Raw genomic sequence first — 12912 nt, 5'->3', positions numbered from 1 at the left:
GACATGAGCGCACTCACAGAAGAAGAACAGTTAGATAAGTTTAAATCGCTAGGCAAGAAGTATGGTTCTTCTGTTATTACTGCGATTTTAGTTGTGCTTATTGCTTTTTTTGCATGGAATTATTGGCAAAAAAATAAGCGAGTTGATTCAGAAAATGAAACAGCTCGTGTACAGCAATTGATGGATCAGGCACAAGCAGCCCCTTTGAGTGATAAAACTGCATTAACCAACTTAATGCGTTTGTCAGATGAAATCGTAAAAAAAGATCCTGATTCAGTTCAAGCGATTCAAGCGCAACTTATTTTGGCAAAAATCTTTGCTGATCGTAATGATTACGCTGCGGCAGAAAAAGAGTTACAAAAAGCACAAGCGATAAAAGTAAAAGATGAAGGCTTAGTTGCCTTGGTCAACTTGCATTTAGCATATGCCCAAATTGCTAACAAAAAATATGACGATGCATTGAAAACACTAGATTTAATCAAACTTGAATCGTTTAAAGGCACTGCAGATGAAGCACGTGGCGATATTTATGTATATAAGAATGATACGCCAAATGCAAAAACTGCATATGAAAGTGCTTGGAAAGCAGCTGTGGCACGTAAGCTGCAACCACAAATTTTACAAATTAAACTCGAAAGTGTTGGCGTTTTAGTAGATGATCCTCATATTGAAACCCCAATTTTGAAAACTCAAGTGGACGAATCTTAAATGCATAAAAAATTTAAAATACCGTTTGCCTTAACTATTTTAGCAGTTGCACTCGTTGGCTGTTCAAGTAATAAACCTAAGGTTGAAAAAATAAAACCAAGCCCGTTGCCAAAACTAGTTCAAGCAAAAAACTTACAACAAGTTTTTTCTCAACATATTTCTGCAACCAATAAAAAAGATCCTTTACGTTTGCAAATGGCTGTAGACCAAGGTGTGATTTATTTTATTGATCCGAAAAAAGGTACAGTAGATGCCTTTCAAGGCAACAAGCAAGTTTGGTCAAGCCAAATTTATAAAAAAGGTACGTTAAGTGCAGGACTTGAAGTTGGTCAAGGTGTCGTTGTTGCTGGAAACCAAAAAGGCGAGTTGTTTGCTTTAGAGCAAAGCACAGGTAAAGTTTTATGGCAGGCACAGCTTTCAGGGCCAATCATTACACCATCTCATATTCAACTTGGCCGAGTGATTACAGTCACAAATGACGGTAACGTATATGCGCATGATGCGGCAACAGGCCAGCAGTTATGGACATACAAGTTACCAAATGTTGCGCTTAGTTTACGCGGTCAAGCGACGCCTGTTCAGCTTGATCCAAATAATGTTTTAATTGCGACAGCGAATTCGTACGTGTACGGTATAGATGTCGTGAGTGGTGTACCAAGATTACAACGCCGAGTGTCAGTTGCCGAAGGTCGTACAGACATACAGCGTGTTAATGATATTGATGGTGACCCTGTAATGATGGGTCAATTCATGGTAACGACAAGTTATCAAGGGCAAGTCACCGTTACAGATTTACAGCAACAACAAGTGGTTTGGACAGACAATGCAAGTAGCAATAAACGCCCAGAAGTGACACGTGATGCAATATATATCACGACAACAGATGGTAAAGTTGTTGCTTATGGATTGCTTACAGGGCAAAAACTGTGGGAAAATGACCAACTATTACATCGTAATTTGAGTAATCCTGTATTATTGGGTACAGACCTAGTTGTGGGTGATTTTGATGGCGCACTTAGCCTTATAGATCCCGTTACAGGAAAAATCACAGGTCGTTCAACAACAAAAGGTGAAGTCACTTCACTGCGTGTTGTAGACAACCAACTTTATGTTTCAACACAAAAAGGCGCTTTAAGCGTTTGGCAGAACCGTTAATTTATGAAACCCGTAATTGCGCTGATTGGGCGTCCTAATGTTGGCAAGTCAACATTATTTAATCAGATTACCAAAAGTCGAGATGCACTTGTTGCAGACTTTGCTGGTCTTACACGTGACCGTAAATACGGTGATGCAACCTATGATAATAAATCATTTATTGTTGTAGATACGGGCGGTATTGGTGAAAGTGAGCTTGGTATTGATGCCTATATGGCTGAACAATCTCATACTGCGATTAATGAAGCTGACATCATTGTATTTGTTGTTGATGCACGTGCAGGATTGTTGGCATCAGATGAACAAATTGCACGTGAACTAAGAACACTAGGTAAAAAAGTTTACTTAGTTGCGAATAAGGTCGATGGTGTACACGCTGAAGCAGCTGTGGTCGAATTCTATCAACTAGGATTCGGTGAGCCAATACACGTTGCTGCAAGTCATGGGCGTGGCATTGCACAGATGATTGAAGATATTCTTCAAGATGTTCCAGAAGACGAAAATCCAGAAGAGCTAGATAAGCAAACTGGATTACGTTTGGCTGTAATTGGTCGTCCAAATGTGGGTAAGTCAACACTTGTTAACCGTTTGCTTGGAGAAGAGCGAGTGGTTGTATTTGATATGCCAGGTACAACACGCGATTCGATATATATTCCTTATGAGCGTAATGAGCGTAAATATACGTTGATTGATACCGCAGGTGTACGTCGTAAAGGTAAAGTTGACGAAACAATTGAAAAGTTTTCTATTGTAAAAACCTTACAAGCCATTAAAGACGCACATGTGATTGTCACGGTCATTGATGCTCGTGAGGGGATTGTTGAGCAGGATCTTCACCTGATTGGTTATGCCTTAGAAGCAGGCCGTGCCATGGTCATCGCCATTAATAAATGGGACAACATGTCTGAGTATGACCGTAAACAGGTTAAACTTGACGTTGAACGTCGCTTTGGCTTTATTCCTTGGGCACGTGTACATTTAATTTCTGCATTACATGGCACGGGTGTGGGTGATTTATATCCATCGATTCATCGTGCGTATGAGTCTGCAAATTTAAAAGTATCTCCATCTAAGTTAACCCAAATTTTAAACGATGCAACAGAGCAGCATCAGCCACCTATGGTTAACGGTCGGCGTATTAAAATGCGTTATGCGCATATGGGTGGACAAAATCCACCAACGATTGTTATTCATGGTAATAAAGTAGATAAGGTTTCAGCTGACTATAGACGTTATTTAGAGAATGTATTCCGTAAGGTATATAAACTTGAGGGTACGCCTGTAAGAATTGAATTTAAAGTCTCTCATAACCCATTTGAAGGTCGTACATCACAGCTTGACGAACGTGTGGCTGCACGTCGCCGTCGCTATGTACAGAACTTTAAAAAAGCTGAAAAAAAATCTAAGCGTTAATTCTTTGCATTTCAAAAAACCAAGCGTTAACGCTTGGTTTTTTATTGATTTTTAAGTGGTTAATAATGACAATCTTTATATATTATCGTGCTCTATCTGAGTTGTTTCATCAAGACGACGGTAAAGTCATATATTCACCAAGTACTCAACAACAAAAAATACAGCAGTATCGTCAGCAACTCTTTTCACAGTTTTTATTGACAGATCTAAGACATGAAATTGTAGTGCATGAAGATATCTTCGGTAAGCCATATTTAAAAGACTTTCCACATCTATGTTTTAATCAATCACATAGTCAAAATTATTATGCTTTAGCGTATAGCAAGGATTATAAGCACATAGGTATTGATATTGAGGATTTTTCTAGAACTGTACGGATGGAAGCTTTAGCAAAACGTTTTTTTCATATCAATGAGTTAAATCAATGGTTAGCGCTTGGTCAAGATAAAAAATTTTGGTTCAAAGTCTGGACTGCAAAAGAAGCTGTATTGAAAGCACATGGTCTAGGTATACGTTTACGGCTCAGTGATTTAGATACAGCAGTTTGCCCTGAGAAGCGTGTTGGGGTGTTATGGCACAAGCAACTTGGCCAATTTCGTTATGAACATATAGATATGGAAAGTTCAATGCTTTGCATTGCTTACGAAGATATAGGTAATACAGCTAATTTAAAGCTTCAATAAAAACAGCACCGATGAGGTGCTGTTTTTATTGAAATAAATATTAAGGAATATTGTGGTGTTCTTCTTCAAACTCTGGTTTAACTTGAACAAGAAAGTCTTGGCGATTAATACCACGCCATAGTGCAAATGCTGTTCCAATATAAATTGAAGAATATGTACCTACAAAAATACCAGCAAACATTGCCACAGAGAACCAATGTAAGCCATCACCACCTAGGACCATCATGGCAACAACAACTAAGGTTAATGTCATCGAAGTATGGATTGTACGTCTTAGGGTTTCTGTAAGCGCAATATCAATCACTTCGGTAGGTGTAACATCACGGATCTTTCGAAAATTCTCGCGAATACGGTCAGAAACTACAATGTTATCATTCAAAGAGAAACCAATTACGGCCAATACTGCTGCTAATACTGTTAAGTCAAAAGGCCATTGCATAAGAGCAAATATGCCTAAAATAGCAATAATATCGTGAAATAACGATAAGATTGCACCCATCGCAATTTTAAACTCAAAGCGAATAGTGACATAAATCAGCATAAGTAGTAGTGCTAGAGCAACAGCACCTGCTGAACGAAGGTAAAGCTCATTTCCGACTTGGCCACCAACAGAGTCAACTTTATGCAAAGTCGCTGTATTATTTGGTAGCTGTACTGCTTTAGAAATTGTGTTGTTTAAATCTTCAACTTTAAGGTCATTTTGTACAGGCATACGGACGAGAAGATCTGTATTACTACCTAATGTTTGTACAACCGTGTGCTTGAAGCCTGCATTTTCTAATGCCTGTGTCAGTTGCTCAGGTTCGACTGCTTTTGTGTAAGTTACCTCAGCCGCAATACCACCAGTAAAGTCTAAACCAAGGTTCAGACCTTTATAACCAATGAAAAATAAGCTTGCGAGCGTGATTAATACTGAAATAATCGCCGCTGGCTTCGCAATTTTCATAAAAGGAATAATGCGTTCGTTTTCTGATCTACTGTATTGTGTTTCAGGTTGAGTCGCTTTGGTCATCATAATCTCCTTAGATACTCAACTTTTGTAAGTTACGGCGTTTACCATAAATCAGCTGTACAATTGCACGAGTTACAGTAATAGCAGTAAACATTGAACAAATAATACCAATCATTAAAGTCACAGCAAAACCTTTAATTGGCCCTGATCCGATAGCGAACAAGATAAATGCGACAATAAAAGTGGTGAGGTTAGAATCGAAAATGGTGTTATAGGCACGATCATATCCGGCAACAATCGCTTGTTTCGGCGATGCTCCCCATTGCATTTCTTCTCGTATACGCTCACAAATTAGTACGTTTGCATCGACTGCCATACCAATGGTAATGACAATACCAGCGATACCGGGTAGCGTAAGTGAAGCACCTAACCATGACATCACGGTTAAAATCATTGCAAGGTTAAATACCAATGCGAAATTCGCAATTAAACCAAATATACGGAAAAATACAACCATCCAAATAGCAACTAAAATAAAGCCAACTTGGGTAGATAAAATACCTTTATCAATATTTTCCTGTCCTAAACTTGGACCAACAACACGTTCTTCTACAAAGTACATTGGAGCTGCTAAAGCACCAGAACGTAACATAAGCGAAAGCTCGGCTGCTTCTTGTGGAGAGCTTAAGCCTGTAATTCTGAACTGTGAACCAAGCGTTTGTTGAATCGTTGCGGCATTAATCACCACAGATTCGGTATATGGAGTGCGTGTTTCTATTTGAGCACCTGTTGCAGGGTCAGTGACATAGCTAATTTTTTGTTTATTTTCAATAAACAATACGGCCATACGTTTACCAACAGCACTACGTGTTGCATCAGACATAAGTTTACCACCAGCGCTGTCTAGCGTGATGTTGACCTCTGCACCGCCTGAGTCTTGACTTAAGCCAGATGATGCATTTTGTACACGCTCACCTGTTAAAATACGGTTACGTTGTAGTAAGAGTTGGCGACCACTATCTAGCGACTGGTAAGCAAAAACTTCTGTGCCAGCAGGTAAAGGTTGATCATTATATTTCCCTGTATATGGGCTAATAAACTGATCATTTTGATTGGCAACAAGTCTAAATTCTAAGTTTGCTGTACGTCCTAAAACACGCTTTGCTTCGGCTGTATCTTGTACACCCGGAAGTTCCACGACAATACGGTTACTGCCTTCAGTTTGTACAACAGCTTCAGCTACACCTAACTCATTAATACGATTACGTAGCGTAGTTAAGTTTTGATTCACCGCATACGACTGGATTTCTTGTCGACGTGCATCTGTATAGGCTAAACGGAGTATTGGGCCTGTATCTGTTGCAAGTGCTTGCTGAGAGTATTCATTACCATTACGGCGCAGGAAGCTCATTGCATTTTCACGTTCAGCATTGTCAGCAAAAGCAATCGTAATCGCATTGTTATTAAGTGTTAAACTATTGAACTTAATATTATTATCACGAAATTGACGGCGGATATCTGTTGTTGAGGTATCCATACGCTGTGCAATGGCTTTATCCATATCTACTTCAAGTAAGAAGTGTACGCCACCACGTAAATCTAGACCAAGCTTCATTGGTTTTGCACCAATTTTTTGTAGCCATGTAGGTGTGGTTGGTGCAAGGTTTAATGCTACAACGTAGTTGTCGCCTAAACCGCGGCGTAATGCCTCTTGTGCTTGTAGTTGTATACTCGTATTCGTTACACGAAGCAAAGCTGCATTGTTGGTAAAGCTGTTATCGTGACTTTGAATATTTTGGCTTTTGAGAATTTGTTCTGCTTTTTGTAAAACAGATTGGTCGATGCTCGTGCCAGCTTTAGCCCCCGAGATCTGCACGGCAGGTTCATCTGGGTACAAACTTGGCAGTGCATACAAGGTACTAATCACTAAAACAACAATGATGAGTAAATATTTCCATGCTGGGTAACGCATTTCTTATCTTCTTAATATGAGAAAGTCGTGCAGTTGCACGACTTAGATAGAAACAATTAAAGGCTCTCTAGAGTACCTTCAGGTAATACAGAAACAACGCTAGAACGTTGAACTTTTACTTCTACACCACGGCTCATTTCCACAACAGCGTAGTCGCCTTCAATTTTTTTAATACGGCCCATTAAGCCACCTGCAAACACTACTTCGCTATCTACACCCAAACTTTCAATCAGTGAGCGATGCTCTTTAGCACGTTTAGATTGAGGGCGCCAAATAAGGAAGTAAAAAATAGCAACAAAAACAACGATCATACCAACATTGGCAATCATACTTGGTTGTTGGGCGGCGCCCTCAGCAGCATAGGCTGTAGAAATAAACAGACTCATTTGAGTTTCCTAAATAATCGAACTAAAAACAAAAAACTTTTTCAATATGCAATGTACCTTGTCTTGCCGCTAAGCGCAAATCTACACAAAGATTAATCGATTGGGCAAGGTGGGACTTCTAAACCACGACGAGTATAGAAATCTGTCACGAACGCATCAAAAGTATCGTCATCAAGAGCATTGCGTATTGCCTCGGTAAGACGCAAGTAATAACGTAAATTGTGTATCGTACCTAACATTGAAGCGAGCATTTCACCACATTTTTCTAAATGATATAGATAGGCACGAGTAAAGTTTTTACAGGTATAGCAGTCACAGTGTGGATCGAGTGGTTTTTGGTCATGACGGTATTGACTGTTTCGGATACGAACTAGGCCATCGGTGACAAAGTAGTGTCCATTTCGTGCATTACGTGTAGGCATGACGCAGTCAAACATGTCTACACCACGGCGTACAGCTTCTACAATATCTTCAGGTTTACCCACGCCCATTAAGTAGCGTGGTTTATCTTCAGGCATTTTGTGGGGTAAATAATCAAGTACTTTGATCATTTCTTCTTTGGGTTCACCAACCGACAGCCCACCAATTGCGTAGCCATCAAAGTCGATATCGAGTAAGCCTTTGAGTGATTCATCACGTAAGTCTTCATACATGCCGCCTTGAATAATACCGAATAAAGCATTTGGGTTTTTATTCTCAGTATGTGCGGTTTTACAACGCTTTGCCCAACGTAAGCTGAGTTGTAGTGATGTTTGTGCTTGCTCGTGTGTTGCGGGGTAGGGCGTACATTCGTCAAAAATCATCACAATATCTGAGTTCAGTGTTTGCTGAATTTCCATTGAAATTTCAGGTGAAAGAAACACTTTTGAACCGTCAATCGGTGAACGGAAGGTAACACCTTCTTCTTTAATTTTACGCATTGCACCTAAACTAAAGACCTGAAAACCACCTGAATCTGTTAGGATTGGTTTATTCCACTTCATAAACTCATGCAAGCCACCGTGTTCTTTAATCACTTCTAGGCCTGGGCGTAAGTATAAATGGAAGGTATTACCTAAAATAATTTGCGCTTCAATGTCTTCAATGTCACGCGGTAACATGCCCTTTACTGTGCCGTAAGTACCGACAGGCATAAAAATAGGGGTTTCAACTACGCCGTGTTCTAGGGTTAAGCGGCCACGGCGGGCACGACCTGACTGACCTAGTTTTTCAAATTTCATATTTCGTCCGAATCAATGCGAAAAAACAGTTCGCTGATATAAGGCATTTGCCATTTTGGGTAAGGGTTTATTTTCCTAGATTCTAGACAACGATGCTACCTTTTATTACAGCTTTTTGTATGAACCTATTGCCAATTTACTAAAAATAGGGGTTTCAACTACGCCGTGTTCTAGGGTTAAGCGGCCACGGCGGGCACGACCTGACTGACCTAGTTTTTCAAATTTCATATTTCGTCCGAATCAATGCGAAAAAACAGTTCGCTGATATAAGGCATTTGCCATTTTGGGTAAGGGTTTATTTTCCTAGATTCTAGACAACGATGCTACCTTTTATTACAGCTTTTTGTATGAACCTATTGCCAATTTACACTGCTTGGTACTGATCAATGAGCATGGCATCGCCATAACTAAAAAATCGGTATTTTTCTGCAACTGCATGTTGATAGGCATTTAAAATATGGTCTTTGCTAGATAGTGCCGAAACAAGCATAAGTAATGTCGATTCAGGCAAGTGGAAATTGGTAATTAGGCGGTCTATTACACAAAATTGATACCCTGGATAAATAAAAATTTGTGTGTCGCCAGTCCAAGCAGCTAACTGCCCTTGATGTGCTTGAGCTGCACTTTCAATGGCACGTGTGGCTGTTGTACCGACTGAAATAACTTGATTACCTCGGGCTTTGACTGTTCGAATTTGCTCGACTGTACTTTGAGGAACATCACACCATTCGCTGTGCATGATATGGTTTTCAATATGGTCGGTACGTACAGGTAAAAATGTCCCTGCACCCACGTGTAGGGTGACGAAAGCTGTTGTAATCCCTTTTTGTTTAAGATTTTCTAACAATTGCTCGTCAAAATGTAGACTGGCAGTAGGAGCTGCCACGCTGGCCAGTTTAGTTGGGTCATTAAATACGGTTTGATAACGTTCGGTGTCTATGTCTTCTGCTTCACGGTTAAAGTAAGGCGGAATAGGAAGTTTACCGTAACGATCCAGCACATCTAAAATAGGTTGAGAGAATTCAACAATATATAGATTTTCATGGCGACCTTGAACGGTTACTTCTACGTTATCTTCTCCAACAAATAAGCTGGCACCTGCTTTAGGTGAGTTGCTCGATTTGATATGGCAATGTGCAATGTGACGGTCTTGCATGCGTTCTACTAAAATTTCAATCGCACCACCTGTAGCACGTTTGCCTTTTAAGCGCGCTTTCATCACTTTAGTGTCATTGAGTACCAAAAGATCACCTTCGTTAAGCAGATCTATAATGTCCGTAAACTGATGATCGTGATGTTGCCCTGTGGCGTCAATGTGCAAAAGTCGTGATGCACTACGTTCAGGAAGTGGATAGCGAGCGATGAGTTCATCTGGGAGGTCAAAATTAAAGTCAGATAGTTGCATAAAAATAACGTAGATAGAGTTTTAAGTATTATAAACGCTTTTTTTACTGCATGCGAAATGTGCGACTTATATTGAGTGTATTAAAAGTAATCAAAAGAAAGTACATGTCATTGACATGAGGCAAAAAACGAGTAGTATACATCGAACAAACCATACTGCCCCGAGGTGGTGAAATTGGTAGACGCGGTGGACTCAAAATCCACTGTCAGAGATGACGTGTCGGTTCGAGTCCGACCCTCGGGACCATAAGCTGGTTAACAAATTTTACGAAAAACCCCGAAGCCTTGTAAAGCTTCGGGGTTTTTTATTGTTTGGATATTAATTTAAGCAAGGAAATGCAAATTATTCAGGCATCAATTGTATAAGTGTTTAAAAGATTTAAGGTATCATCCTTTAAAATACAAAAGTCTAAAATTTAAACAAAGGTGTACTGTTATTTAGATGTCAGATCTTTGTCATGTTACTGTCAGCTTATTGTCGTGTTGTATTGCTATGCATAAAGCTACTGTGGTTTAAACATTCCAATCAAGGATTTACCATGAATACAGTCAATAAAATTAAGCACTACCGTTTAAAGCATGCATGGTCACAAGAACAATTAGCAGAGATGACAGCATTAAGTGTCCGTACCATTCAACGTGTAGAAAATGGAGAAAAACCTAGCCTAGAAACGTTAAGTGCCTTGGCTGCAGTATTTAAAGTCAGTGTATATGATCTATCTATAGCATCGGTTAGTGACAACGTAGATGAAACAGTGACTCATAAAGTACGTGAAGCTGAACAACGAGTCGAGCAAGAGAGCCGTTTTTATACATCACTGATGAGTTATGTTGTGGTGTGTAGTATTTTGGCATTCATTAACTATGCTTTTACTCCTAAAGTGGTTTGGGCCATCTTTCCAATCATTTCTTGGGGTGCTGTCATGTTATTTGTTGGGTTGCGTATTTTTATTTTAAAAGATGCGATTACACGCTGGAAGCAAAAACGTATTCAGCAAATGCTACGAAAATAAGCTGTAAAATTATTTAAAACCTATATGATGCAAACGAATTTTTAATCAGTGATCGCAGATGAATACAGTAAACATGATTGAGTGTAGTTTTGAAAAACATGCTTCACAGATATTAAATATCTTTAATCATGCAATTTTACACTCTACAGCGTTATATGAGTATGAAGAGCGTAGTTTAAATGATGTAAAGCATTGGTTTGAAAATAAAGCTTTGCATCATTTCCCAGTGATTGGCATAGAAAATGAACACGGCATATTAATGGGGTTTGCAAGTTATGGTACATTTCGTAATTTCCCCGCCAATTTATATACGGTTGAGCACTCTGTATATGTAGATCAATCATATAGAGGTAAAGGTCTTGCAATACAGTTAATTCAAGCACTTATGCAAAAAGCCAAACAGCAAGGTATGCACACCATGATTGGTGGTATAGATGCAAGTAATGTGGCGAGTATTGCTTTACACAAAAAACTTGGCTTTACCCATGCAGGTACATTGTCGGAAGTAGGTTTTAAGTTTGGCCGTTGGTTAGACCTTGCTTTTTATCAGAAAATTTTAAATGATCAAAATTAGGTCGGCAAATTTCTTGCCATAAAGTGTAAAAAAATGATTCATTATTTGATTTTTTTGTAAAAATTGTTAACACTATATAAACACGTTCTCTAAATTCAAATAAGAACTCATTAAGAGAAATAAAATTATGGCAACACAGTCGCTCCGCGTGAAAGATACTGACGATATTTCGGTAGGTATACCTGTATTACCAATACCTCTTAAACAAGACATTCAATTAAAAAAACTGCTTGTAAAAATTAAAAAAATACTTCAATCACATCATGTTGTGGCAATTCTACCTGACTGTTCAGAAGCAAGAGTATTAACCAACGATCAAACTACTGTACAACATACTGCATGTGATCCGCTATTATTTCAACATCTAACAGCTGTACATCATCATTCTGACAGTGTATTTGATCAAACACATCCGCAATATCTTCAATACCGTGTGTATATTGAACAGTACCTTGGTGCAGTCAATAGATTAGTTGCCTTTGCAGTGTGTGATGATCAGTCAAATTGTATTGCACATATTTGTGTATTTGATCAAAATCATTACCCATTCGATGCAGGTTTTACCGAACTGGCTTTAGAGTTTTGTGTAGATTATGCAGAGAAAATTTTGCTTGAACAAAAACATACAGCACTTCTACACACCCATGAGCAAGTTGTTACACTCAACTTTAGCCAGACTAAGTTTTTACAAATTATTGCACATGATTTAAGAGCCCCATTTCACGGTATTTTAGGGTTCTCAGAAGTGTTAGCGGAAGAACTAGACAGCTTAGACGAATCAAGCGTACAAAATATTTCAAGTTATTTGAATGATACCGCAAAAGCAACCTATCATTTATTAGAAAACCTATTGAATTGGGCCATGGCAGAAGGAGGGCGTTTTGTCTACCATCCTGTTCGATTTGATTTGAAACAGATTAGCCAAATTGTGAGCAATGTATTAAGTAGTTTAGCGTATAGCAAAAAAATTGAATTAATTGATCGTATTCCTGAAGGAAGCTATGTGTATGCAGACCTCAATATGGTCACTTCTATCTTACAAAATTTAGTATCTAATGCACTTAAATTTACACCTCAAGATGGTTCGGGTAAGGTTGTGATTTCAGTCAAAAAAATAGAGCGTTTTATGGCGTTATCCATTTCCGATACAGGACTGGGTATGAATGAATTACAGAAAACCAATATCTTTGGAAAAAATATCAAAACCACGCTTAAAGGCACTAATGGCGAAAAAGGCACGGGCCTAGGGCTTGTGTTGTGTAAGCGATTTGCCGATTTGAATCAAGGCGAAATTACAGTACAATCTAAAGAAGGCATAGGCACAACATTTACAGTACGGCTACCAAGTGAACGACCTGTAAATGCTCAAGTTGTTGCGGATACATTGGTACATGTGTAAAACAATGTGTAATAACCTAGATTGCCAAAAACT

At 39.0% G+C, this 12912-nt stretch carries 13 protein-coding genes and 1 tRNA gene; 8 read left to right on the top strand and 6 right to left on the bottom strand.

Annotation, left to right across the window (positions count from 1 at the left end; genetic code table 11):
• Positions 1-3 precede the first annotated feature (3 nt).
• The 4 genes from BLS38_RS00240 (at position 4) to BLS38_RS00225 (ending at position 3959) form a co-directional block, all read left to right on the top strand.
• Positions 4-708: a YfgM family protein gene (locus BLS38_RS00240; RefSeq protein ID WP_092746326.1), complete on the top strand. Its 705-nt coding sequence runs from the start codon at positions 4-6 to the stop codon at positions 706-708.
• The gene (bamB, locus tag BLS38_RS00235; protein WP_092746325.1) at positions 709-1863 is read left to right on the top strand and encodes an outer membrane protein assembly factor BamB; all 1155 of its coding nucleotides are present in this window, start codon (positions 709-711) and stop codon (positions 1861-1863) included.
• 3 nt (positions 1864-1866) lie between these two features.
• On the top strand, positions 1867-3276 hold the full coding sequence (gene der, locus BLS38_RS00230) for a ribosome biogenesis GTPase Der (protein WP_092746324.1): 1410 nt from the start codon (positions 1867-1869) through the stop codon (positions 3274-3276).
• 65 nt (positions 3277-3341) lie between these two features.
• Complete coding sequence (locus tag BLS38_RS00225; RefSeq protein WP_092746323.1) at positions 3342-3959, top strand: 4'-phosphopantetheinyl transferase family protein; 618 nt, start codon at positions 3342-3344, stop codon at positions 3957-3959.
• A 40-nt stretch (positions 3960-3999) separates the two neighbouring features.
• On the opposite strand, the gene secF is transcribed toward BLS38_RS00225, so the two are convergent.
• The 6 genes from secF to queA form a co-directional block, all read right to left on the bottom strand.
• Complete coding sequence (secF, locus tag BLS38_RS00220; protein WP_092746322.1) at positions 4000-4974, bottom strand: protein translocase subunit SecF; 975 nt, start codon at positions 4972-4974, stop codon at positions 4000-4002.
• Between the two features lie 7 nt (positions 4975-4981).
• Positions 4982-6883, bottom strand: coding sequence for a protein translocase subunit SecD (gene secD, locus BLS38_RS00215; RefSeq protein WP_092746321.1), 1902 nt, complete (start codon positions 6881-6883; stop codon positions 4982-4984).
• Positions 6884-6939: 56 nt separating this feature from the next.
• A complete protein-coding gene (gene yajC / locus BLS38_RS00210) occupies positions 6940-7269 on the bottom strand; it encodes a preprotein translocase subunit YajC (RefSeq protein WP_092746320.1) in 330 nt (109 codons plus the stop codon).
• 92 nt (positions 7270-7361) lie between these two features.
• Positions 7362-8489 (bottom strand): tRNA guanosine(34) transglycosylase Tgt, encoded by a 1128-nt coding sequence (gene tgt / locus BLS38_RS00205; protein ID WP_092746319.1) that lies wholly within the window; start codon positions 8487-8489, stop codon positions 7362-7364.
• Positions 8490-8594: 105 nt separating this feature from the next.
• Positions 8595-8717, bottom strand: a complete 123-nt coding sequence (locus BLS38_RS13090) for a hypothetical protein (protein ID WP_280137744.1) — start codon at positions 8715-8717, stop codon at positions 8595-8597.
• A gap of 136 nt (positions 8718-8853) precedes the next feature.
• Entirely contained in the window at positions 8854-9894 is a 1041-nt protein-coding gene (queA, locus tag BLS38_RS00200; protein ID WP_092746318.1) for a tRNA preQ1(34) S-adenosylmethionine ribosyltransferase-isomerase QueA, read from the bottom strand.
• Positions 9895-10053: 159 nt separating this feature from the next.
• On the opposite strand from queA, the gene BLS38_RS00195 reads away from it, so the two are divergent.
• From BLS38_RS00195 to BLS38_RS00180, 4 genes are all read left to right on the top strand, one after another.
• Positions 10054-10140: transfer RNA gene (locus BLS38_RS00195), tRNA-Leu, on the top strand.
• Between the two features lie 292 nt (positions 10141-10432).
• Positions 10433-10906: a 2TM domain-containing protein gene (locus BLS38_RS00190; RefSeq protein WP_092746317.1), complete on the top strand. Its 474-nt coding sequence runs from the start codon at positions 10433-10435 to the stop codon at positions 10904-10906.
• A gap of 58 nt (positions 10907-10964) precedes the next feature.
• Complete coding sequence (locus BLS38_RS00185; protein WP_092746316.1) at positions 10965-11480, top strand: GNAT family N-acetyltransferase; 516 nt, start codon at positions 10965-10967, stop codon at positions 11478-11480.
• Positions 11481-11607: 127 nt separating this feature from the next.
• Positions 11608-12879 carry a sensor histidine kinase gene (locus tag BLS38_RS00180; protein ID WP_092746315.1) on the top strand — a complete coding sequence of 424 codons (1272 nt, stop codon included), beginning with the start codon at positions 11608-11610 and terminating at the stop codon, positions 12877-12879.
• The last annotated feature ends 33 nt before the right edge of the window (positions 12880-12912 follow it).

The sequence above is a fragment of the Acinetobacter boissieri genome (assembly GCF_900096955.1).
Classification (GTDB): Bacteria; Pseudomonadota; Gammaproteobacteria; order Pseudomonadales; family Moraxellaceae; genus Acinetobacter; species Acinetobacter boissieri.
This window is presented reverse-complemented; position numbering and strand designations above follow the sequence as displayed.

Excerpts from the sequence above, each read along its gene's own strand:
- bamB (WP_092746325.1), top strand. The coding sequence starts at position 709 with ATGCATAAAAAATTTAAAATACCGTTTGCCTTAACTATTTTAGCAGTT.
- BLS38_RS13090 (WP_280137744.1), bottom strand. The coding sequence starts at position 8,717 with ATGAAATTTGAAAAACTAGGTCAGTCAGGTCGTGCCCGCCGTGGCCGC.
- BLS38_RS00240 (WP_092746326.1), top strand. The coding sequence starts at position 4 with ATGAGCGCACTCACAGAAGAAGAACAGTTAGATAAGTTTAAATCGCTA.
- BLS38_RS00190 (WP_092746317.1), top strand. The coding sequence starts at position 10,433 with ATGAATACAGTCAATAAAATTAAGCACTACCGTTTAAAGCATGCATGG.
- secF (WP_092746322.1), bottom strand. The coding sequence starts at position 4,974 with ATGATGACCAAAGCGACTCAACCTGAAACACAATACAGTAGATCAGAA.
- queA (WP_092746318.1), bottom strand. The coding sequence starts at position 9,894 with ATGCAACTATCTGACTTTAATTTTGACCTCCCAGATGAACTCATCGCT.
- der (WP_092746324.1), top strand. The coding sequence starts at position 1,867 with ATGAAACCCGTAATTGCGCTGATTGGGCGTCCTAATGTTGGCAAGTCA.
- tgt (WP_092746319.1), bottom strand. The coding sequence starts at position 8,489 with ATGAAATTTGAAAAACTAGGTCAGTCAGGTCGTGCCCGCCGTGGCCGC.
- yajC (WP_092746320.1), bottom strand. The coding sequence starts at position 7,269 with ATGAGTCTGTTTATTTCTACAGCCTATGCTGCTGAGGGCGCCGCCCAA.
- secD (WP_092746321.1), bottom strand. The coding sequence starts at position 6,883 with ATGCGTTACCCAGCATGGAAATATTTACTCATCATTGTTGTTTTAGTG.
- BLS38_RS00185 (WP_092746316.1), top strand. The coding sequence starts at position 10,965 with ATGAATACAGTAAACATGATTGAGTGTAGTTTTGAAAAACATGCTTCA.
- BLS38_RS00180 (WP_092746315.1), top strand. The coding sequence starts at position 11,608 with ATGGCAACACAGTCGCTCCGCGTGAAAGATACTGACGATATTTCGGTA.
- BLS38_RS00225 (WP_092746323.1), top strand. The coding sequence starts at position 3,342 with ATGACAATCTTTATATATTATCGTGCTCTATCTGAGTTGTTTCATCAA.